The 22,620-nt window shown below is 34.3% G+C and carries 23 protein-coding genes; 22 read left to right on the top strand and 1 reads right to left on the bottom strand.

The genetic code is table 11. The features are described from left to right. The first annotated feature begins 18 nt into the window (after window positions 1-18). The 12 genes from PHE88_08020 (at window position 19) to PHE88_07965 (ending at window position 13,389) form a co-directional block, all read left to right on the top strand. Window positions 19-1,509, top strand: coding sequence for a proton-conducting transporter membrane subunit (locus tag PHE88_08020; GenBank protein ID MDD5687760.1), 1,491 nt, complete (start codon window positions 19-21; stop codon window positions 1,507-1,509). Next, window positions 1,506-2,000, top strand: coding sequence for a Na+/H+ antiporter subunit E (locus PHE88_08015; GenBank protein MDD5687759.1), 495 nt, complete (start codon window positions 1,506-1,508; stop codon window positions 1,998-2,000). Before PHE88_08020 ends, PHE88_08015 begins: the two co-directional genes overlap by 4 nt. A 143-nt stretch (window positions 2,001-2,143) precedes the next feature. After that, entirely contained in the window at window positions 2,144-2,479 is a 336-nt protein-coding gene (locus PHE88_08010; GenBank protein MDD5687758.1) for a cation:proton antiporter, read from the top strand. After that, window positions 2,472-2,816, top strand: coding sequence for a monovalent cation/H(+) antiporter subunit G (gene mnhG, locus PHE88_08005; protein ID MDD5687757.1), 345 nt, complete (start codon window positions 2,472-2,474; stop codon window positions 2,814-2,816). Before PHE88_08010 ends, mnhG begins: the two co-directional genes overlap by 8 nt. A 113-nt stretch (window positions 2,817-2,929) precedes the next feature. Continuing rightward, window positions 2,930-3,589, top strand: coding sequence for a 4Fe-4S dicluster domain-containing protein (locus tag PHE88_08000; protein MDD5687756.1), 660 nt, complete (start codon window positions 2,930-2,932; stop codon window positions 3,587-3,589). A gap of 271 nt (window positions 3,590-3,860) precedes the next feature. Then, window positions 3,861-4,316, top strand: coding sequence for a hydrogenase maturation peptidase HycI (hycI, locus tag PHE88_07995; protein ID MDD5687755.1), 456 nt, complete (start codon window positions 3,861-3,863; stop codon window positions 4,314-4,316). A gap of 14 nt (window positions 4,317-4,330) precedes the next feature. After that, window positions 4,331-6,505 (top strand): tetratricopeptide repeat protein, encoded by a 2,175-nt coding sequence (locus PHE88_07990; GenBank protein ID MDD5687754.1) that lies wholly within the window; start codon window positions 4,331-4,333, stop codon window positions 6,503-6,505. A 20-nt stretch (window positions 6,506-6,525) separates the two neighbouring features. Continuing rightward, window positions 6,526-9,351, top strand: a complete 2,826-nt coding sequence (gene uvrA / locus PHE88_07985) for an excinuclease ABC subunit UvrA (GenBank protein ID MDD5687753.1) — start codon at window positions 6,526-6,528, stop codon at window positions 9,349-9,351. A 295-nt stretch (window positions 9,352-9,646) separates the two neighbouring features. Further along, entirely contained in the window at window positions 9,647-10,249 is a 603-nt protein-coding gene (locus PHE88_07980) for a transcriptional regulator (protein ID MDD5687752.1), read from the top strand. After that, window positions 10,246-11,160, top strand: coding sequence for a nucleotidyl transferase AbiEii/AbiGii toxin family protein (locus tag PHE88_07975; GenBank protein ID MDD5687751.1), 915 nt, complete (start codon window positions 10,246-10,248; stop codon window positions 11,158-11,160). Before PHE88_07980 ends, PHE88_07975 begins: the two co-directional genes overlap by 4 nt. Window positions 11,161-11,196: 36 nt before the next feature. Further along, window positions 11,197-13,062, top strand: a complete 1,866-nt coding sequence (locus tag PHE88_07970; GenBank protein ID MDD5687750.1) for a SpoIID/LytB domain-containing protein — start codon at window positions 11,197-11,199, stop codon at window positions 13,060-13,062. 120 nt (window positions 13,063-13,182) lie between these two features. Continuing rightward, window positions 13,183-13,389: a winged helix-turn-helix domain-containing protein gene (locus tag PHE88_07965; protein ID MDD5687749.1), complete on the top strand. Its 207-nt coding sequence runs from the start codon at window positions 13,183-13,185 to the stop codon at window positions 13,387-13,389. A gap of 73 nt (window positions 13,390-13,462) precedes the next feature. Here the strand turns inward: PHE88_07965 and PHE88_07960 are convergent, their stop codons facing one another. Next, window positions 13,463-14,227: an FKBP-type peptidyl-prolyl cis-trans isomerase gene (locus PHE88_07960; GenBank protein MDD5687748.1), complete on the bottom strand. Its 765-nt coding sequence runs from the start codon at window positions 14,225-14,227 to the stop codon at window positions 13,463-13,465. A 229-nt stretch (window positions 14,228-14,456) separates the two neighbouring features. On the opposite strand from PHE88_07960, the gene PHE88_07955 reads away from it, so the two are divergent. From PHE88_07955 to PHE88_07910, 10 genes are all read left to right on the top strand, one after another. Continuing rightward, entirely contained in the window at window positions 14,457-14,630 is a 174-nt protein-coding gene (locus PHE88_07955) for a hypothetical protein (protein ID MDD5687747.1), read from the top strand. A gap of 174 nt (window positions 14,631-14,804) precedes the next feature. Then, complete coding sequence (locus tag PHE88_07950; protein ID MDD5687746.1) at window positions 14,805-15,545, top strand: uracil-DNA glycosylase family protein; 741 nt, start codon at window positions 14,805-14,807, stop codon at window positions 15,543-15,545. Window positions 15,546-15,562: 17 nt separating this feature from the next. Then, window positions 15,563-16,855 (top strand): hypothetical protein, encoded by a 1,293-nt coding sequence (locus tag PHE88_07945; GenBank protein ID MDD5687745.1) that lies wholly within the window; start codon window positions 15,563-15,565, stop codon window positions 16,853-16,855. A 257-nt stretch (window positions 16,856-17,112) separates the two neighbouring features. Beyond that, on the top strand, window positions 17,113-17,493 hold the full coding sequence (locus PHE88_07940) for a response regulator (protein ID MDD5687744.1): 381 nt from the start codon (window positions 17,113-17,115) through the stop codon (window positions 17,491-17,493). Between the two features lie 39 nt (window positions 17,494-17,532). After that, on the top strand, window positions 17,533-18,015 hold the full coding sequence (locus tag PHE88_07935; protein MDD5687743.1) for a hypothetical protein: 483 nt from the start codon (window positions 17,533-17,535) through the stop codon (window positions 18,013-18,015). A gap of 170 nt (window positions 18,016-18,185) precedes the next feature. After that, window positions 18,186-18,740, top strand: coding sequence for a 16S rRNA (guanine(966)-N(2))-methyltransferase RsmD (gene rsmD, locus PHE88_07930; protein ID MDD5687742.1), 555 nt, complete (start codon window positions 18,186-18,188; stop codon window positions 18,738-18,740). A 113-nt stretch (window positions 18,741-18,853) separates the two neighbouring features. Beyond that, on the top strand, window positions 18,854-19,558 hold the full coding sequence (gene argB / locus PHE88_07925) for an acetylglutamate kinase (GenBank protein ID MDD5687741.1): 705 nt from the start codon (window positions 18,854-18,856) through the stop codon (window positions 19,556-19,558). Between the two features lie 15 nt (window positions 19,559-19,573). Beyond that, the gene (locus PHE88_07920; protein MDD5687740.1) at window positions 19,574-20,779 is read left to right on the top strand and encodes an aspartate aminotransferase family protein; all 1,206 of its coding nucleotides are present in this window, start codon (window positions 19,574-19,576) and stop codon (window positions 20,777-20,779) included. 143 nt (window positions 20,780-20,922) lie between these two features. Beyond that, the gene (gene folK, locus PHE88_07915; GenBank protein MDD5687739.1) at window positions 20,923-21,345 is read left to right on the top strand and encodes a 2-amino-4-hydroxy-6-hydroxymethyldihydropteridine diphosphokinase; all 423 of its coding nucleotides are present in this window, start codon (window positions 20,923-20,925) and stop codon (window positions 21,343-21,345) included. A gap of 107 nt (window positions 21,346-21,452) precedes the next feature. Next, window positions 21,453-22,610 carry a sensor domain-containing diguanylate cyclase gene (locus tag PHE88_07910; protein MDD5687738.1) on the top strand — a complete coding sequence of 386 codons (1,158 nt, stop codon included), beginning with the start codon at window positions 21,453-21,455 and terminating at the stop codon, window positions 22,608-22,610. The last annotated feature ends 10 nt before the right edge of the window (window positions 22,611-22,620 follow it).

The raw sequence follows: 22,620 nt of genomic DNA, 5'->3' as shown, positions 1-22,620 counted from the left end.
ATTAACTATTAACTAATTATGATTCCATTATTTATAATAATTCCGATAGCATCAGCGTTTCTTATTTCGGTTTTAAGGAAACTTCACAAAAATCTTCCTGATATTCTTGCTACTTTGGCGTGCTTGTTACTATTGGTTTTATCGTTTGTTGCATTATACATGCTGCACATCACAAACTACAAGCCATTTGTTTATAAGCTTGGCGGCTGGGAATTCCCGTTAGGCATAACTATGGTTCTTGACGGTCTTAGTGTGCTTATGCTTATAGTTGTAAATTTTGTCGCCCTGATTGCTATTATATTTTCTATTTCATACATGGAAAAATATACAGATAAAAATAAGTATTTCATACTTTTCATGATTATGCTTGCGAGTATGAACGGACTAATTACTACGGGTGATATTTTCAACATGTATGTTTTCCTGGAAGTAGGGACTATTTCATCCTGTGTTCTTATTGCGTTCGGAACAGAAAAGGAAGAACTCGAAGCATCATTCAAATATCTGGTACTTAGCACAGTAGCATCTACATTTATTCTACTGTCAGTAGCCATAATATATTCCTATACTTCAAGTTTAAATATGGCTGATATTTCTCTTACACTCAGTAAAGGTTCACCTAGTTCCATAGTAATTGGTTTTTTGACGGTACTTTTTATTACAGGGTTTGGAATAAAATCGGCAATTGTACCTTTTCATGCGTGGTTACCTGATGCTCATCCGGCAGCACCGGCGCCTATTTCTGCGATGCTGTCCAGTGTTCTGATAAAATCACTGGGTATATATTCACTTTTACGTTTATTGTTTAATGTTCTTGGTGTTACAAGCAGTAATATTTTAGTTGTTCTCGGCTTGTTATCTATGGTTGCAGGCGGTTTCCTTGCTATTTATCAGAAAGATTTGAAACGGCTTCTTGCATATTCCACAATTAGCCAGATTGGTTATATTATTTTTGCATTTGGGTTAGGAACACCGTTAGGAATTCTTGCAGGCTTGTTCCATTTAGTTAACCATGCCTTTGCAAAATTGTTATTATTCCTGAATTCCGGCGCAGTCGTTTATGCTACTGAAGAACGAAACATGGATAACCTTGGAGGGTTAAGGCAAAAGATGCCTGTAACAGCTGCGACATCTCTTATAGGTTCAATGTCAATATCCGGCGTGCCGCCCTTTGGCGGTTTTTGGAGCAAATTATTAATTATATTTGCTGCTATTCAGGCAGGCAAATTTTCTGCCGCGGGTATAGCCATTATAATAAGCATAGTAACATTGTCTTATTATCTTAAATTACAGAAAAAGGTATTTTTTGGTAAATTACCTGAACGCTGGCAGAATATAAAAGAAGTACCGTTAGCTATGGTTTTTTCTATGATAATTCCTGCGGTACTTTGTGTTTTTCTCGGTTTATTGTTATTACCTGAGGTTAAAGCAATATTTCTTGACCCGGCAGTTGAAGTTATAAAAAACGGAGTTGGATACGGCAGTATAATATTACAAAACATAAAATGAAAAGTAGAATAGTATTATTTATTATCGCATTTTTAGTATGGCTAACATTAAGTTGGAGCGTGGACTGGCAGCATTTATTAATAGGTTTTATGGTAAGTTTACTGGTATCTTACCTTACCGGCGATTTATTTACCAAAAATCCGCACAAGTTCAGACAGCCCGGAAGATACCTGTGGTTTTTAAAATATATACCCGTGTTTTTGTGGGAGATGATAAAGGCGAATCTCGATTTAGCTTACAGAGTAATACACCCGAACATGCCTATAAAACCGGGGATAGTAAAAGTTAAGACAAAACTAAAAAGTGAAGCGGGGTTAACATTTTTAGCTAATTCAATTACACTTAAACCCGGCACAACAAGCGTTGATATAGACCAGGAGAACGGGTATATTTATATCCACTGGATAAATGTAAAAAGCGAAGATATGGGAAAAGCGACAGAAATAATAGTAAAAAAATTGGAAGATATTTTAGAAAAAATATTTGAGTGATTTATAGTATAAAAATTTAAATGATTTTCGCAAAGAACGCAAAATATTCGCAGATTACGCAAAAAGAAGAGACTTTCTCTGCGGCTTTTGCGAAGTTTCTGCGGTCTCTGCGAAGTTCCGAACGTTAGTGAGGACTAACTTATATGAAAAAATTACGTTGGATTATCGGATTAGTTTTAATTATAATTTTTGTTTGGCTGAATTTTACACTTAAAATAAACACGCTGCAAAGACTGATTAACCCGCTAATTTTAAGTTGTTTCCTGTGCCTGTACCGTATTGTTCGCGGTCCCAGTCCTGCCGACCGTGCAGTGGCAATAGATACGCTGGGTGTACTTATAATTGCCTTTTGCGGTTTATTGGCAGTTTTTACCAAATATAGTTTTTTTATTGATATTGCAATAGCATGGGCGTTACAGGCGTTTATTGGTACCCTGGCATTGGCGAAATTTTTAGAAGGAAGGTCATTCGATGAGTGAAACAATAGGCATAATTTTGATAATAATCGGTATTGTCTTTGACTTCTTAGGATGCATCGGTCTTGTACGTCTGCCTGACCTGTATTTAAGATTGATGGCAACCGCAAAATGCGTTACATTAGGGACCTGCTCTATAATGTTAGGTATATTTGTTATGAACGGTTTTACTGCCGTTGGTGTTAAAGCATTATTATGTGCAATCTTCCTGTTCTTAACATCACCTGTTTCAGCACATGCACTTTCCCGTGCAGCGCACATAGCAGGAGTAAAACTCTGGAACAAAAGTGTCTGTGACCATTACGAGGAAGATAAAAACACGGAACAGGTACGGAACTAAAACACGGAACGAGCACAGAATAAAAATTTAGTGTCAGTTCCGTGGTATTTTTAAAAGTTCAGTGTCAGTTCTGTGGGTTTTTAAAAGTTCAGTGTAGTTCCGTGGTTTTTTATATGAGATATCCAAAATTAAGAGAACTCAAAGAAGCAATTAAAGCATTAATCAAGGGACCTTATACATCAAAATTCCCAAAGGAACCGCATGTGCCATTCCCAAGGTTTAGAGGTAAACCGGTACCTGACGAAAAAGGTTGTATCGGTTGTGGCGCCTGTGCCGAAGTCTGTCCCCCAAAATCAATTGAAATAAAGGATGTCATATCCGATCGCACAATCCCACTATCGCACAATCCCACAATCCCGCAATCTTCTTTTCGCATTTTACGTTGGCGGCACGATTTTTGTATTTTCTGCGGTCAATGTGAACGAATTTGTACAACAAAAGAAGGGGTAAAATTATCTAACGAATTTGACCTTGCTGATGTTACAAGGGAAAAAATGTTTTCTGAAATTAAAAAAGAATTAGTCCTTTGTTCGTCTTGCGGTGAGATTATAGCGCCGAAAGACCAGATACTTTATGTTGCCAAAAAACTTGGAACAATGGCTTACAGTAATATAAATATTATAGAATATGTAAATATGCAGCAGGAAATTTTAGATAACTCCGATATTGAATCCGCCACCGCATCTCAACCAATCAGAAGACAATCTTCATTTAAAGTTTTATGTCCAAAATGTCGGCATCAAGTATGGGTATTTGATGACTATAGTAAATAGACGCTCGGAAATAAATTTCTTTGAAACGCTCGTTAGAACTCGCTCTATCATTTGCTCCTGGAACAAATAAGTCGCAAATTTAGGTTCTTCAGAAATTTTTTCCTCGCTTTAGATAAAAGTGGAAATATCATTCTAATGTTCTAATGTTTGTGTAGTTGCCGACCTTGGTCGGCATTTACTTAAAATATTCATTTAACCTAAGAACTATAGAACATTAGAACACGAGAACGCTTTAATGCATTGTTTACTTACTTTGCTTCGATAAAAGAATATGAAATTTGATATAAAAGATGTTGGTAGAGGAAATGTTTTAATCGTTGGTATTGGTAATTCATTAAAAGGTGATGATGGTGCCGGCTGTGAAGTGATTAAACAGCTTGAAGGGAAAACTAACTACAAGTTACTTGATGTGGGCAGTGCTCCTGAAAATTACACTAAGAAAATAAAAGAATTTTGTCCTGATACGATTATTTTTATAGATGCGGTAGAAATGAAGGAAAAACCGGGGACTATAAAGATTATTGATGAAAAAGAAATCAGTTCAGGTTTTTTTACAACACATAATATGCCGCTGAATTTATTTCTTGATTATATAAAAGAACAGACCAAAGCAAAAATAATATTTATAGGTATCCAGCCAAAATCAATGAAATTCGGAGATAAAATATCGCCTCCGGTAAAGAAAGCAATTGAGAAACTGACAAATATTTTACAGGAAAGAGATTGAACATAAACTAATATATGGAAAAACAAATTGAAAGACTTGTCCCGAATAATGTTTTGAGGGATACTCCTCAGAATAGTATTTGGAAACAATGGTTTGCGATTGGGTTGATAGTAATCGTTACTGCAACTATATATATACCATCTCTTAATGCACCATTTATTTTTGATGATATGTTTAAAATTGTAAAAAATCCCGATATAAAAATATTAAATAATATCACAACTAAACTTATTTATCCTTATTCTGATAGTAAAATATTTGAAAGAAATGATCCGTCAAGACCGTTGGTGTATTTAACATTTACGTTGAATTATTATTTTGGAAAATTAGACACTTTCGGATACCATCTTGTTAATCTTATTTTACACATATTTAACGCAATTCTACTATTTTTTTTAACAAAAATAATACTTTCGTTAGTTTTCCCTTCACATTTACGCATTTATCCATTTACTCACTTCCCGATCTTTCCTTTTTTTGTAGCCCTATTTTTTGCAGTTCATCCTATCAGTACATCTGCAGTAACATATATTTTTAGTCGTTCAGATGTTTTAGCCACGTTTTTTTATATTTCATCTTTAGTGTTATTTATAGATGCGACTAAAAGAAATCTTCCATTCTCTTCTCGAAGGTCAGAATGCGGATTCCAATCCCTACCTGATTCTCGACAGTCGAGGTTTAATTTTTCATATATTCTTTCATTAATATGTTTTGTATTTGCGCTTTCCTCAAAACCAATAGCAGTAACTTTGCCAGCGATAGTACTGATTTCCGATTATATTTTATTGAACGATTTCAGCATAAAAAAAACTGTCGAAAAAAAGTATTATCACATATCATTTTGGGTTATCTTGATTGTTTATCTATTATTCCGGTATTTTTATTTTGGTGCTATGGGAGATGTAGAGGCAATAGTTACATGGAATATATACGACTATTTAATTATTCAACCATATATAATTTTCAGGTATTTAAAACTGTTAATTATACCTGTTGGACTCTGCATAGACCATAAAATTAACCCTCTGGGGATCTTAGAACTAAAGACAATAATATCTTTTTTGTTTCTTACCATGATATTTTGGCTAACTTACAGGATTTATAGAAAGAAAACAGATAGTTCAAAGATAATATTATTTTGCATATTATGGTTTTTTATAATATTATTGCCAACATCCAGTTTTTTTCCTACTACTCTTCCTTTAGAAGAAAATCGGATGTATCTTTCCGGTATTGGTTTTTATTTCGTTCTTATATTTCTTTATTTTTCAGTTTTTAAATCTTTTAATCTTCCTAATTTTTCAATTTTTTTAATATGTAGTTATATTTTCATTCTTGGTATAATCACATATAAAAGAAATCAACTTTATCAACAGCCAATTTTAATGTGGCAAGATGTTATTTCAAAATATCCTGATAATTCAAACGCGCACTACAATCTCGGGAATTTATTTTGTGATTCAAAAAAATATGAAGAAGCAGAGAAAGAATTCCGAGAAGCAATAAGAATAAATCCTTATTATTATGGCGCGTATAATAATCTCGGGAGTGTGTTGTTTGTTTTGAAAAGATTTGAAGAAGCTGAGAGAGAATATAGGGAGGCAACAAAGTTAGGTTTTAGTTATGCTGAATCACACTACAATCTTGGAAATTTATTGTATAATTCTAAAAGATATTTAGAAGCGGAGAAAGAATACAAGGAAGCAATAAGGATAGACCCGAATCGTTCAGAGGCACACAATAGCCTCGGAGTTTTATTGGATGATTCAAAAAGATTTAAAGAAGCGGAGAAAGAATTCAGGGATGCGATAAGGATAAATCCGAATTGTGTAGATGCCCGTACCAATCTCGGTATTTTATTATATAATTCAAATAAATTAGAAGAAGCGGAGAAGGAACTCAGAGAAGCTATAATTATAAATCCGGATAGTGAGAAAGCATACTTTAATCTCGGTCTTTTATTATATTATTCAAAAAGATATGAGGAAGCAGAAAAAGAGTACAAAAAAGTACTAGGAATAAATCCAAATTATATAGATGCCTACAACAATCTTGGTAGTTTGTATTGTAACTTGAAAAAATATAGCAGTGCACTTCAAGAATATGAAATTGCACAAAGGTTATCACCGAATGATATGAATATTCAAAATAACATAAAATTGTTAAAACAGATGATAAAAAAAGAGTAAAAATTAACCACGTAAAATATATGAACCATGAAAAAATTATTATAAAGGGTGCGAAAGAGCATAATCTCAAGAATATAGATTTAGAGATACCGCGGAATAAACTGGTTGTAATAACCGGGCTTTCAGGCAGCGGGAAATCGTCGCTTGCTTTTGATACTATTTATGCGGAAGGGCAGAGACGGTATGTTGAGTCGCTTTCTGCGTATGCCCGCCAGTTCCTGGAACAGATGGAAAAACCTGATGTTGAATTTATTTCCGGACTGTCACCTGCAATCGCTATCCAGCAGAAAGCAATTTCAAGGAATCCCCGTTCAACAGTCGGGACTGTTACGGAAATTTATGATTATTTACGGTTACTTTTTGCCCGTGTGGGTATTCCTCACTGCCCGAAATGCGGCCGCGAAATCAGTCCGCAGACAGCACAGCAGATTATTTCAAAATTATTAGAACTGCCTGCCGGAGCAAAAATTGTTATTTTATCACCGGTTATTCAGGGCAGGAAAGGCGAGTATAAGGAACTTTTTAAGAATATTTTGCAGAAAGGTTTTGTACGGGTAAAAGTTGACGGTAAGATTTATGAACTGGACGGGGTCGGGCAGAAGAATTCGCCTTCACTTGAAAAGAATAAAAAACATGATATTTTGGTTGTTATTGACCGTCTTGCAATTTCACCTGATATAAGGTCACGGCTTTTTGAGTCAGTTGAATCTGCACTGAAACTATCAAGCGGCACCGTTGTAATAGAAGTGGCAAGCGGCAGGAATACCCAGTCGCTTGTTTTTTCCGAGCACCACGCTTGTACAAACTGCGGAATAAGTATACCTGAAATTTCACCAAGGTTTTTTTCGTTCAATTCACCCTATGGCGCTTGTCCGGAATGCGGCGGGCTTGGTACAAAACTTGAAGTAGATGTAGAACTGATAATACCTGATAAAAATATTTCAGTCTATGACGGCGCAATTTTGCCGTGGGCTAAACCGATAACGACAAAAAGACACAGGTGGTCCGGTGCATGGTCTGGATATTATCTTGAACTTCTCCAAGCTGTGGCAAAAAGACACGGTTTTTCTCTGGATACACCTTATAAAAAACTATCGCAGGAAAACCAGGATTTTTTGTTATATGGCGATGAAGATTTCGAAGGCGTTATAGGAAATCTTGAAAGAAGGTACAAAGAAACAGAATCAGAATTTGTCCGCGAGGAGATTTTTACAAAGTATATGCGTTCAAATGTCTGTGAAAAATGTAAGGGCAAGCGACTAAACGCAAATGCGCTCGCTGTAACTTTTGGCAGTAAAAATATTTCCGAAATTACAAAGATGTCAATTAAAAATGCCCAGGAATTTTTCGGTAATCTGAATATGACAGAATCAGAAAAAATTATTTCAAAAGAAATTATAAAAGAAATTAAGTCACGATTAGCATTTTTGGAAAATGTCGGTTTGGAGTATGTAACGCTTAACAGGGAGTCATCTACACTCGCCGGGGGCGAGTCTCAGAGAATTCATCTTGCTACACAAATTGGCTCGGGGCTTGTCGGTGTTTTATATGTTTTAGATGAACCTACCATCGGGCTTCACCAGCGGGACAACCAGCGGCTACTTAATACGCTTTTTAATTTGCGGGACCTGGGTAACACTCTTATCGTAGTTGAACATGACGAAGAAACAATCAGGTTAGCCGATTATATTATTGATTTAGGTCCCGGTGCAGGTGAAAATGGCGGGAATATTGTTGTTATGGGTACTCTTTCGGATATTTTGAAAGAAAAGAAGTCACTTACCGGAAGATATCTTAAAGGCGAATTAAAAATACCCGTTCCTGAAAAATCAAAAAGAACAATAGAGCGTTTTTTGGAAATTAAAGGCGCTTCACAATTTAATCTTAAAAATATAAATGTTAAAATTCCCATCGGGCTTTTTACCATTATAACAGGTGTTTCCGGCAGCGGGAAATCAACGCTCATATATGAAATTCTTTATAAATCACTATGCCGGACGATTTATAAATCAAAAGATATGCCCGGAAAACACAAAACAATTTTAGACGCTGATTTTATTGACAAAGTAATTCTTGTGGACCAGTCACCTATAGGCAAAACTCCGCGAAGCAATCCTGCTACCTACACAGGACTATTCACACCGATTAGAGAAATATTCAGCCAACTGCCGCATTCAAAAATGAGGGGCTACGATCCCGGCAGGTTTTCGTTTAACGTAAAAGGCGGAAGATGCGAAGCATGTGAAGGTGACGGCACAAAAAGAATAGAAATGCAGTTCCTGTCCGATGTTTATGTTAAATGCGAGGTCTGTAAAGGCGCAAGATTTAACGAAGAAACACTCTTGGTAAAGTATAAAGGTAAAAATATTTCTGAAGTTTTACTTATGTCGGTTGATGAAGCGTTAAAGTTTTTTGAAAATATTCCGCAAATTAAAAAAGTCCTGCAAACACTATCCGATGTCGGTTTAGGCTACATAAAATTAGGGCAATCAGCGACAACCCTATCCGGCGGCGAAGCGCAAAGAGTGAAACTTGCAACTGAACTGACCAAAAGAGCGACCGGCAAAACGATTTATATTTTGGACGAGCCGACAACAGGGCTCCATTTTGCAGACATCCATAAACTCCTGGAAGTCCTGCACCGTCTTGTAGATGCAGGCAACACCGTTGTCGTTATCGAGCACAACCTTGATGTAATCAAGACAGCCGATTGGATAGTAGATTTGGGTCCTGAAGGCGGTGACCGTGGCGGCGAAGTTGTCTATCAGGGACATCTGGAAGGAATACTGAAAGTTGAAAATTCCCATACAGCCAAATATTTAAAAAGCAAAATTAATAACATTTAAAAAATCATATGCCTGTCCGCGTAGGGGTGGGCTTGCCCACCCATGTCTTTAATGTAGCGGTGAGATTCTAGTCCGCCAAAGCATTAGTGGAGGAGCTATCTCACATAATTTGTAGTGGCTCGTAGAAAAATACAAATCAGAAAATCTGCCGAAAAAATATCCCAGTACACAGAAGCCGATACAAAAACCGATTTTATAGAACAAGTAAACATCCAGATTAAAAAAACCATTGACATTGGCGTATAAAATATATATACTTGTCAATAAGTATATATAATATCTACTGGTATTTAATATGAAAACAAGAACAAATGAACTTATAAGTTTTTTTAAGAACCATGGTGGAATCGTAAGATTTTCTACTATTCTAAAGAATGGATTTCATTCCGATTCTATTATTGCACTTGAAAAAGAAAAAAAGATTGAAAAAATTGCACGGGGTCTTTATCAACTGACTGACTATACAATTAGTTCTTATCCTGATATTGTTTCTGTAGCACTTCAATCGCCGAAAGGAGTTATTTGTCTTATTTCAGCACTTGCTTTTCATGAAGCAACAAGCGAGATACCTAATCGTGTTGATATTGCCATTCCGGAATATGCGCATGCTAATATAATTAAATATCCTCCTGTAAGATTTTATCGTTTTAAACAGAAAGCATGGGAATCAGGCATTGAAGAACATGAAATAGAAGGACATAAGATTAAATTTTATAATCTCGCAAAGACAGTCGCCGATTGTTTTAAATTCCGTAACAAAATAGGTATGGACGTTGCCCGAGATGCAATGAGAATTGCTGTTAAAGAAAAAGGGGTAGAACCGAAAGAGATTATGCAGTTTGCAAAGATCTGCCGGGTTGATAGTATAATAAAGCCGATATTGGAAGCCATGCTATGAAAGAAAATGTTAAAAATATAGAAGCATCTATACGAGCCCGTCTCCAGAGTAAAGCAAAAGAGACTAATCGTCCATTTTCAGAAATTCTGCAATATTATGGTATGGAAAGATTCCTTTATAGATTTAGTTGCTCTAAATATACCAATAAGTTTATTTTAAAAGGTGCTTTGATGTTTACGGTTTGGCAGATACCAGAGAGACGGACTACACTTGATATAGATTTCTTAGCACGTTTTGATAATCAGGTATCTCATATAGAAAAAGTTGTAAAAGATGTATGTAATATTTCAGTGGTTCCGGATGGGCTTGTGTTTGATTCGGGAACGGTTAGTGGACAAAAGATAAAAGAAAATGCTGATTATGAGGGCGTACGAGTAAAATTTCTTGGATTTTTAGAACGTTCACGTATTTCTATGCAGATAGATGTAGGGTTTGGGGATATTATATATCCTAATCCTAAGAATATTGAGTATCCCTCTATTTTGGATCTTCCGAAACCTCATATTAAAGGTTACACAATTGAAAGTGTAGTTAGTGAAAAGTTTGAAGCTATGGTTAAACTTGGGCTTCTTAACAGTCGTATGAAAGATTTTTATGATATTTGGGTTATGATTCATCAGTTTGATTTTAATGGATCGGAGATTATTGAAGCATTAAAAAAAACATTTAAGCATCGTAAAACTATTTTACCAGAATGTAAACCTTTATTTGCCGAAGAAATATATAATGAAAAATCCGATCGCCAAACATTATGGCAGGCTTTTTTGAAAAAAGGAGATATTGAACATGCTCCGGATAAGTTGCATACTATAGCCATAGAGATAGAGAAATTTCTCGTCGAGCCGATTAATGCAAGTATAAGTAACAAAGAATTTAAGAAAACGTGGAGTGTTTCGGGGCAATGGAAATAATGTAAATGGGAACGCTTCAGATAAATTCAAAAAAATATGAAATATGTTAAACTCAGTTTTTTAATTATATTTTTAAGTTCCTGCCTATATAGCCAGAATAATTTAACATTAAACGATGCTATTTCTGAAAGTCAGAAATTTAATTATGAAGAATCCCTGAAAATTATAAAAAAACTGCCGCAAACCCCCGATGTTCTTAAACACCTTGCATGGGCACACCTTAAAGCTGGTAATTACCGCAGAGCGTTAAAGAAATTTCTTTTATGTGACCAGAACGATTATGAAGTTTTGTTTGGTCTTGGATTTACATATTTTTTGAAAGGAGATTATGAGGAAGCATTTATTTATTTTACAATATGCCTGGAAATTAATAAAGATTGTGCTGCGGCTGAATATTTTTGCGGAGAAATAAAAAATTTGCAGGGTTTTTATGACGAAGCGATAAAAAGTTATAAAAACACCGTTAAACTGGACTATAATTTCATCGAAGCACGGCTAAAATTGGCACAGGTATATTATAGTACAAAACAATACGATAATTCGTTCAGGGAATGGTCGTCAATCATAAATGTAGACCCGCAGCTTAAAGAGGCACAGCAGCAAAAAGAAAACTTGCTTGCATTAATTACAAAAAAACCGGAAGAAATTATTCCGCCGAAAAGGATTTCAAAAAGTTCAGTAATTACATCCGTACCGAAAGCGGAAAAGGTCCCGCTTTTACGGATAGGAATTTCAGGTAATATTAAAGAGATAAATTTATGGTCAGATGGCGGAATCGGGGTTTATAAGGAAGGCAAAATGCTGTTTCAAACCGGACCAAAGGAAATATATTCAATGAATAACAGTTCTGATATTTTTAAATACGGGAAGGTTATTATCAAACCGAAATTAAAAAATTCAACAATTATCGTTAAGGATGTGAAATATGCGGGTGGTTTCGCCTGGGCTGATGTTTCTGACAGGGAGTATCGCGGTTTTTTTGAAGTTAATTTTACTACAACTACAATGGATTTCTCGATAATAAATATAGTCAACGTAGAAGAATACCTCTATTCGGTCTTACCTTCAGAGATGATATCTTCCTGGCCGGAGGAAGCGCTTAAATCACAAGCGGTAATTGCAAGAGGAGAGGCGTTTTATAAAAAGGAAATCTCAAAACCGCACATAAAAAGCGGGTTCGATTTATGTGATGACCAGCACTGCCAGGTATATAAAGGAGTAAAGCAGGAGACCGCTTCAGCACGTAAAGCAGTTGATTCAACACGAGGTGAGATTTTAGAGTATAACGGAAAAATGGCACATACGCTTTATTCATCTAATTGTTCCGGGCACACACAATCTTCCAAGGATTTAAAAGGTTGGGGTGATGAACCGTATCTTTATGGAGTGGTAGACGGCAATTTAGATTTTCCCGATGACCTTGTAAAATTAGATAACTGGATTAAACATCCGCCGGATATTTTCTGTGCGCCTTCAAAATATACATATTATGCCGAAAGCAGGTGGATTAGAGTTATAACTCAGGATGAAATCAGTGAGCAGCTCAACAGGACTTATAAAATCGGTAAAATAAAAAAAATAATCACGGTAAAAAGAGCACCATCAGGACATATAAGTAATCTGCGTTTTGAAGGCACGGAAGGAGATGTGGAAGTAGAAAAAGAGAATCTTATTCGTGCGGTAGCATTAGGTCGTCTTCGCTCAACTAATTTTATTGTTGAGGGGTATGGTAAAAGTTCAGATTTGCCTAAATATTTTGTTTTTTGGGGTGCGGGCTGGGGACATGCTGTCGGATTGTGCCAGTCAGGTGCAGCAGGTATGGCTGAAAAAGTATATAAATACGATGAAATATTGAAAAAATATTACAGGAATACATATTTAAGGAAATTACCATATAATTAAGATTAGAAGAAATCATATTTAAGTGTTATTATTGACATAGTTTGAAAAGTTTGTTAAAATATAGACAGCAAACAAATGTCTTATGAAGTTTGAAGTTTTGTATAAAGGGGGTGAAAAAATATGTGGACACCAATAATTGGTGAAAGTGCCGGTAAAGTCTGGCAAGTTTTGAATAAAAAAGGTCAGGTAGAGATAAATGCTATTAAAAAAGCTACTAATTTAAATGATGGCAGTTTATATATGGCATTAGGGTGGTTAGCCAGAGAAGGTAAAGTAAAATTTGAACAGAAACAGCAAAAAGTATATATAAGTTTAATCGGTAAATAAAATATAACCCTGTTTAAAAATTTAACAGCGGTTAAAAATTATATTGTTGAGAGCTTAAGGTTTTTAGCAAGTATTACTTAATACTTGGCTTAATACTTGGTTTTATACTTGGTTTTATGCTTGGCTTTCCTTCATTGCTTTCCTTTTCTATTGAAAGAAGTTCAACTGTAAATATTAACGTAGAATAAGGACCTATGTTTTGTCCTGCTCCGCGTTCTCCATATGCGAGTTGATAAGGGATATATAATTCCCATTTTGAACCAACGTTCATCAGTTGTAACGCTTCTGTCCAGCCTTTAATTACACCGTTAATAGGAAAAGTTGCCGGTTGTCCCCGTTTATAAGAACTGTCAAATTCTGTTCCATCAATAAGTGTTCCTTTGTAATTAACAGATACGGTATCTGTTGCTTTCGGTTTCGCTCCGGTACCATTAGCAATTACCTTATATTGTAATCCGCTCGGTAGTGTTTTAACGTCTTTGTTGGTTTTATTTTTTGCAAAAAATTCTTCTCCTTCTTTTTTATTTTTGTCACCTATTTTTTTGCTTGATTCAGCTTGTTTTGCCGCCATTTCCTGCTGAAAAGTTTTCATTACTTCCTGCATTTCATCGGCGGTTAGCAATCCTTTATTTCCGGATACGGCATCTTTAATTCCTTTAAACAACATATCAGTATCAACATCGATAGATTGGGTTTTTAAACTGCTTCCTATATTCTGCCCGATGCTATAACTCACTTTATCTTTTTGAGTTGTTAATGTATCTTTAGAAGCAGTACATCCATTTGACACCAAACAACAAATAAAAAACATTACGATTTGCCAACTACGTCTTTTCATAATTGTTTCCTCCTTATTGGGACTTATTTTTCTACGGCTATTTTATCCACATTAGCCATTAGACAGTTGCTAAAGCAGAATTATAGAAAAATATAGTCAAGTTGTCAAGAAGTTTATTTTTTTTGTTTATTTTTTTTACAATATAAAATAAAAATAAAATATACACCTGTAAATTGGTCTTGACAAACCCGACTAGTTTAGTACACTGTTAGATTCCAAGGAGAAGCAAATGGCGAAGGAACCAATGTATGAATGTAAGAAACATGGGAAGAAAATTGGGAATCCCGAATATCCTGGTCAATCTAAAGGAGCAATGATAAGGCATCTGATGGGAAATAAACCTAAGGGACATGAAATGGATAAAGACACTGCTAGTCGAGCAATAAACAGGTTTCTAAAATAAAGAAGTAAGAAAACAGAGATGGCAAGTGTGTGATGAAAAGAGCCGCTAAAACGGATAAAATAATCTGAAATAATCCGGAAGGAAGTATGGAAAGCAAGGCAGCAGAATTAAATGAAATGTTTGCAAACCAGTAGTTTATTATATTTATATATACTTTTTATTGGGGGCTTGTGTATGGTTGAAGGAAATGAAAAACTTGAAGATTACAAAAAAGAAGTTATTAATAAATACTGTAAGAATATTGGGCTTCCTATGGAATATCGTTTTTATAATGGTATTCAGGTAAAACCTCTTTGTCCTGTTGAAACAAGAGAAAACGGAGTGTTTGTTATCGGAGCATATCCATCCGCAGCTTTTGAAAGAAAAAATGGCAGGATATTGCCGAAAGATAATCTTAGTAAACCTTTTGATGATAATAAAGAAGTAGACAATAAAAGTGCTAAAGAGCTGGATGAAAATATTTTAAAACCATTAGGAATAAAACGTAGTCAATGTTGGATTACGAATTTAGTCAAAACGTTTTTGTTTAAAAAAGAACATGTACTACAATTTGAGATGTTTAAATCAAAAATACATGTGATTGTAACAAGAGATAATTATGAACAATATGCAATAAAAAGTATATCATGGTTATATAGAGAAATTGAAATGGCGAATCCTAAAATTATAATAACATTAGGTAATGAGGTAGCAGGCATTTTAGAAGGTGTTAGCGGAAATACGAAAAGGAATGGATTGCTGGATTATAAAATTAGGACAATAAATGTAAATGGGAAAACATATAAAATTATACATATGGCGCATCCTGGTATATTGATGAAAAAAAATATTAGTACTAACTCTTGGCCAGAAAGACATAAAAAAGGAATTGAGACTTTGAAAACAGAAGTACAGAAGATATTAACAGGGAAATAAGAGATGGGAGGTTTATAATGAAAAATAATATTTTAATACTTTGCATAGTTATACCTACAATAATCTTGTCCTGTTCACTCTTAAAGACACCAAAGAATGACTGGAAAAAACTTAATCTTAAAGGGAAAGTTAAATCCATACGAGAAATTTCCTATGAAGCAGTTAGTAAATTTGGCGAAATTCAAAAGGGACAAAGGTCTTATGATAAGGATAAATACATAGTTTTTAATGATAAGGGTAATATGATTGAAAACAACGCTATTTATGGAAGGCTTAATTTGAAATTGACTTACAAGTATGATAAAAAGGGCAATATAATTGGAAATAACGGTTATGAATCAGATGGAAATATTATATTGAAATATATATATAAGTATGACGAAAAAGGTAATATGATTGAAAAAAACACTTGTAATATAGACGGAGGTATTGAATTTAAAACTATCTTCAAGTATGACAAAAAGGGCAATAATATTGAAGAGAACACACAGAAACCAGACGGAAGTCTTATGACGAAAATCACATACAAGTATGATGAAAAGGATAGGAACATTGAAACATACATCTACGGTTCGGATAGAATCCTTACATATAAATTGACATACAAGTATGACGAAAAGGGTAATATAATTGAAAAGGAAAGTTATCTCATCAGCACATGGACTTTCAAGATTAAATATGATAAAAATGATAATTGGATAGAACAAATTGCATTTAAAGATGGTAAGCCTGATTATATTTTGGAAAGAGAAATTGAATATTATTTAAGTGGTCATGAAAAGATAACTCCCCTACCTTCTAATGCAAGCAGTTCTATAAATTCCGTCGTTCAACCAGAAGAGAAAGCAAAGAGAAAAAAACTGTCCCCACCATTGCTTTTGAGTGAGGAAGAAATACTGTCCAGAGGTGTACCTAGTAATGTCGTAGATGGATATCGTAGTCCCATAGATGGACAAAAATACGATAAATTGTATATATATAATTTATCCGGTGAAATGTTTGCTTTTAAAAAAGGGTTTTGCTATACATATATACGGGCATTTGGTAATGATCCTTCCGTTTATCCAACCGTTGTAGATTTGATATCGCGGGAAGAATTGCCTACTGAAATCCTGAAAAATGGCAGAGAAACAGGGAGCGGATATCAAAGATTTATTACGTATTCAAGTGATTTGGGGGAAAAATGGTTATTATATATATACTTACTTCCTGTTCGTAAATATGATCCAAAAAAAGGGTATTATTCGGAAACACCAACTGACGTTAAGGATTATAGTGTTGGGAGTATTAATTTATTATATACAAATTAGTGTTGTTTTGAGTTGTTATGGGATTCTTCTTGTTACAGTGGCAAAAGTTTGATAATTCCATGTTTGAACGAATTTGACAGTTATCTTTTTGGGGCAAAAATACCAGTTTATCTTCTCTTAACTGGCATTGCACTTTTTTCTAATATATGTAATTTTAGTTATTTTGATTAAAATATATTTTTCTTGATTTTGTTTGAAAATATTATTATAATGTGTATTGTTCAAGTAATTATTTTTGAAAAAGGACATATAAAAATATGAGAAAGATACTTATTATTGAAGACAATAGCCGTTTAACTGAAATGTTGAAAGAATCTTTTGAAGAGGTTGGGTATAGTGTTACAGTAGCTTTAGAAGGGACAGAAGGACTTAATTTGGTGGAAACTGTCAAACCAAATGTGGTTATATTGGACATGAGATTGCAAAATAATTTAGACGGGTTAGAAATATACAAAATTATAATTGAGAAATGTCCTAATATGCCGGTGATAATTTACACTGCATTTGAAGAGTATAGAGAGACGCGTTTCCAGATATCCGCCGGAAAGTACTGCACATTTATCTTAAAGCCGGTTCCTATAGAAAAACTGATTATGGAAGTTGAAAGAGTAATTGGTGACTGTGGAAAAGAAAATTAGATAAAAATCATCTCAAAAACACTCCAAAAATTATTTAAAATGAAAACCTCACATTTTATCAAAGTTATCCACCGGTTAATACTGATTTCAGCAGTAATGATTGTTACATCTCCAAATTGTACATCTATACAAATAACTGATAAAGAAATTGGAGATAAAAACTCTTTAAATAAAGTACTTATTGTTTCGGAAAAAGACGGATTTAAAGACCCGGTAATCTCTAAAATTATAGATATGCTTAAAAAAGACGGCGATTATCTTTTAATTAGCAAGCTAAAAAATATTAATGATAATATCACGAAAAAATATGGAGCTGTAGTTATAGTTAATAGTGTTAAACAGGGGCAGAAAGGCCGTTCTGTAAAAGTGTTTCTAAGTGAACAGGAACAAAAGAAAATAATTCTTTTTAATGCTGTCGGTCCTGAATATTGGAAGTCCAACGTTAATAAAACAGAAGTTGATAATTCCGGTAAAATAGCAAATACTATAGTAGCAAAGGTTCGCTTGCTTTTGTCCCGATAATTTTAATTGAAATACTGCATTATTATACCTTCCAATTTCCAGAAAATATTATGGTAATGTCGTCTTGACATAACAATAAAATTTGATATAATTAATCTGCTTTAGAATACCCTGATTATGGGTTTATTTTTCTATTAGAAAAACTTTTCATTTTAAGTTGGGAATATTTAATGTCGCTTAAAGTAATTGCCGGCATATTAAAGGGAAGAAATATTAAAACCTTACCGGGTTTGCAAACAAGACCTCTTTTAGCAAGAGTTAAAAAATCGCTTTTTGATATTTTAACGCCTAAAATTGTTGATTCATGTTTCTTGGATTTGTTTGCCGGCTTTGGTTCTGTCGGGATAGAAGCATTATCCCGTGGCGCAAGAGAAGTTGTATTTGTTGAAAATGATGCAAAATGCATCAGGATAATTGAAAATAATCTGGAAACATTTGCCATATCCGAAAAAGCAAAGGCAATACAAGCAGATGCTGCTCATCCGGAGTTATTAAATGGTAAATTTGACATAATTTTTGTGGGACCGCCATATGGAACAGCAAATCTTCCCGATATTATAGGAAAAACAGCTAGTATTTTAGCAGATAAAAATGGATTAATAATAGCCCAACATCATATCAGGCAAGTGTTACCTGAAAAAAATGAGGGATTGTCGCTTTATCGTAAAGAAAAATATGGCGATATGCAGTTGTCGTTCTTTACTTTTTCGCAGAATTCCATTTGAGTTATAAAATACATGAATGCGAAAAAGTAACCCCCCTGTCAGTTTTGTCATAGACAAAACTAGGGGGGTAACATCTTGTGTGGTGTTTAACTCAAATAATTTTGTAATAATCTATGAAAAATATTGTAGTTATAAAATACGGTGGTAGTTTGCTGGATGATAAAAATGCAGAAAAGATTATTCTGAAGAATATCATAAATTATGCGAAAAACAATTCTGTCATTGTTGTTCACGGCGGCGGTAAAGAAATATCAAATGCATTGGGTAAAGCGAATATAGAAGTAAAGTTTATAAATGGATTGCGGTATACCGGTAAAAAAGCGATTAATATTGTTGAGAATGTTCTTGAAAATATTCAGTACAGGATTGCTAAAAAATTGAATAATGCGGTTGCCATAAAAAAAGTGGTTATAGGAAAAAGAATAAAAGAATTGGGTCATGTCGGCAGGTTTGTGTCTGCAAAAATCCCTGAAATACAGAAAGTTTTGTCTGATAAGAAAATTGCAGTAATTTCACCGGTGGGCAAAACTATAACCGGACAGATACTTAATTTAAACGCTGATGAAGTTGCCGGTGGTGTCGCTTCAAATATCAAAGCACAGAAATTGTTGTTTTTTACCGATGTAAAAGGTGTTCTTGATAATAATAAAAAGACGATTCCTGTAATAAAAGTCTTGGAAATAAAAAAGTTAATTGCTAAAAAAATAATTACCGGCGGTATGATACCAAAAATTCAGGGTTGTGCCAAAGCGGTAAAAAATGGTGTAAGGGAAGTTGATATTTATAATATAAATCTTAAAGGAACAAAAATATTATAAAATTTGGGAGGAGAAGTGAATTATTCTGATTTAGAGAAAAAATATATTTTTCAAACATATAAAAGAAATCCGGTTTTGTTTGTTAAGGGTAAAGGTAAGTATCTCTGGGACGACAAGGGTAAAAAATACTTGGACTTTTTTTCCGGACTTTCAGTATGTTCTGTGGGGCATTGTCATCCGAAAGTAGTAGAAGCAATTAAAAAGCAGAGTGAAAAACTAATTCATACCTCAAATTTATATTATTTAAAACCGCAGATTGAACTTGCAAAAATGTTATCAGGGATGTTTTTTGGCGGCAAAGTATTCTTTTCTAATTCCGGCGCGGAAGCAAACGAGTGTGCAATAAAACTGGCAAGAAAATGGGGAAGTATAAATAAAAATGTTAAGAATAAAGCTGGAAGATATGAAATAATTGCATTCAATGATTCTTTTCATGGAAGAACAATTGCAACTCTTTCAGCGACAGGACAGAAAAAATTTCACAAGGATTTTAACCCGTTTTTAAGCGGGTTTAAGTTTGCCGAGTTTAATAATATAGCTTCTGTGAAAAAACAAATTACCGGGAAAACCTGTGCTATATTAATTGAACCGGTTCAAGGCGAAGGCGGTATTAACATTGCTGAAAAAGGATTTTTGAAAGAACTTAGAAAAATATGCGATAAAAATAAATTGCTTCTTATTTTTGACGAGATTCAATGCGGACTTGGAAGAACAGGTAAAATGTTTGCATATGAAAATTATGGTGTTGAGCCGGATATTTTAACAATTGCCAAGTCGTTAGGCGGAGGATTGCCTATTGGTGCAACGGTTGCAAAACCGAATATTGCAGATACATTGAAATATGGTGACCATGGTTCTACTTTTGGCGGTAACCCTGTATGTTGTTCCGCAGCTATTGAAGTTTTAAAAATTGTAAGTAACAAGAAATTACTGAAAAACATCAAAGAAGTCGGGGAATATTTTATATTAAAACTAAAAGGGCTTCAGAATAAACATAGTAGTATCATAAAAGATGTCAGGGGCATCGGGTTAATGATTGGGATTGAGCTTAAGATTGAAGGTAAGGGAATTGTTAGTAAATGTCTGGAAAAAGGGCTTCTAATAAATTGTACGCAGGATAAGATTCTTAGGTTTTTACCGCCGCTTATAATTAATAGAAAAGATGTAGATACAGTCATAGATATTCTTGATGATGTATTAAATGCACAGACGTCTGTTTAACCCCTCACCTCTCTCCTCTCCCCATAGGGTAGAGGAGGAAAAGCGAGGTGCCTTCTCCCCTGTGGGGAGAAGATGAAAGATGAGGGGTTAATAATAAGGTTTTTAGCGTACGGGACTGTTATCCAACTATTTAATAAATACTAATGGCGAATGTTTTTTTAGGACTTGGTTCGAATAAAGGGTATAGAAAGAGGAATATTTTAAAAGCTATAGAACTTCTAAAGAAAAGCGGGCAGAAAGTATTGAAAACATCTTCAATATATGAAACTAAACCTTACGGTTATAGAAAACAAAAGAAATTTTTAAATGCAGTTATAAAATTGAAAACGGTGTTATCGCCCGGATATTTTCTAAACCTTTGTAAAAGAATTGAAAAAGAAATCGGCAGGAAAAAAAGTTTCAGGTGGGGACCGCGGGAAATTGATTTAGATATTTTGTTTTTTGATAATAAAATTATAAAAAGTAAAAAACTTACAATTCCACATAAGGACTTATATAACAGAGATTTTGTTCTAATTCCCCTATCAGAAATTGAACCCAAATTTGCAAAACTACGCAAATTTTGAAAACCGGTTGCATAGATATGTCGTAAGATTTTAACCTGCCTACCGTCAGGCAGGTTTATGAAATCATAGTTTTTGTATTTCTTCAACAAAAACTAATTAAAAAATATATGAGCATGATACCATATTGGTTACAAAATGTCGTTTTAATATGTATAGCTGCCTCCGTTGTATATATATTATGGCTTTCCATTCTTTTCTTTAAAAAGAAAGCAAGAGAACTCGAACGGCTGAATAGCGATTTAAAATTAATACAGAATCTTTCAAAGGATATTACAGCTACACTCGAAATGAGAGACCTTTTGCCTCAGATAATGGATGCATTTGCTAAAGCAAGCAATGTAACCAAAGGCTCGATAATGCTCATGAACGAAGAAACACAAACATTGGAAATAAAGGCAGGTATTGGGCTGTCACCGCATGCTTATGATGTTGTTAAAATGAGACTTGCCGAGGGAGTAGCAGGTGTAGTTGCTGCAACTTGTGAATCAATACTTATTGATGACACAAGCAAAGAAAAATATCTTTATATGGATTTTAAATCAGATGAACAAAAACCCCGCCCAAAAGAGACGCTTTTATGTTTGCCGTTAATTTTTAAGGGACATGTCTTAGGGGTCGTATCGCTTGATAAAAAAATAGGCGGAGAGAAATTTTCAGAATATGATAGGAGGATAACAGCAATACTTGCTAACCAGGCAGCCGTTGCAATCCAAAATGCGAGATTATATGAAAACGCGATTACTGATGGTCTGACAGAACTTTATATACACAAGTATTTCCATAACCGTCTTGAGAAAGAAATGGATCGTGCCAAAAGGTTTAACCAGACAATTTCGTTAATTATGTTTGATATAGATTATTTTAAAAATTTTAATGATGTTTATGGTCACCAGGTTGGCGATCTTGCATTAGTTCACTTGTCTAAAATATTAAGAAATACAATGCGATTAAGCGATATATTAGCAAGATATGGCGGAGAAGAATTTGCAGTTATACTTATTCCTGACCCTAAAATGGAACAGACAGTTGAACTTGTAAAAAGTATTGCAGAACGGCTTAGAAAAAATGTTGAAAATTCACCGCTCGAGATTAAAGGTCAAAAACTTAAAATTACCATAAGTATTGGTATTGTTTCCTGGCACGGGGAAAAGAGGATTGATAAAGACAAACTGATAAAAATGGCGGATGATGCTCTTTATACTGCAAAGAGAAGCGGTAGAAACCGTGTTTGTGTTTGGGAAGAAATGATTGTAAATATGCCCTAACCGGCAGTTT

The sequence above is a fragment of the Elusimicrobiota bacterium genome, assembly GCA_028718185.1.
GTDB lineage: Bacteria > Elusimicrobiota > UBA8919 > UBA8919 > UBA8919 > JAQUMH01.
The sequence above is the reverse complement of the archived record's forward strand: the minus strand, read 5'-3'. Positions and strand labels throughout refer to the sequence as shown.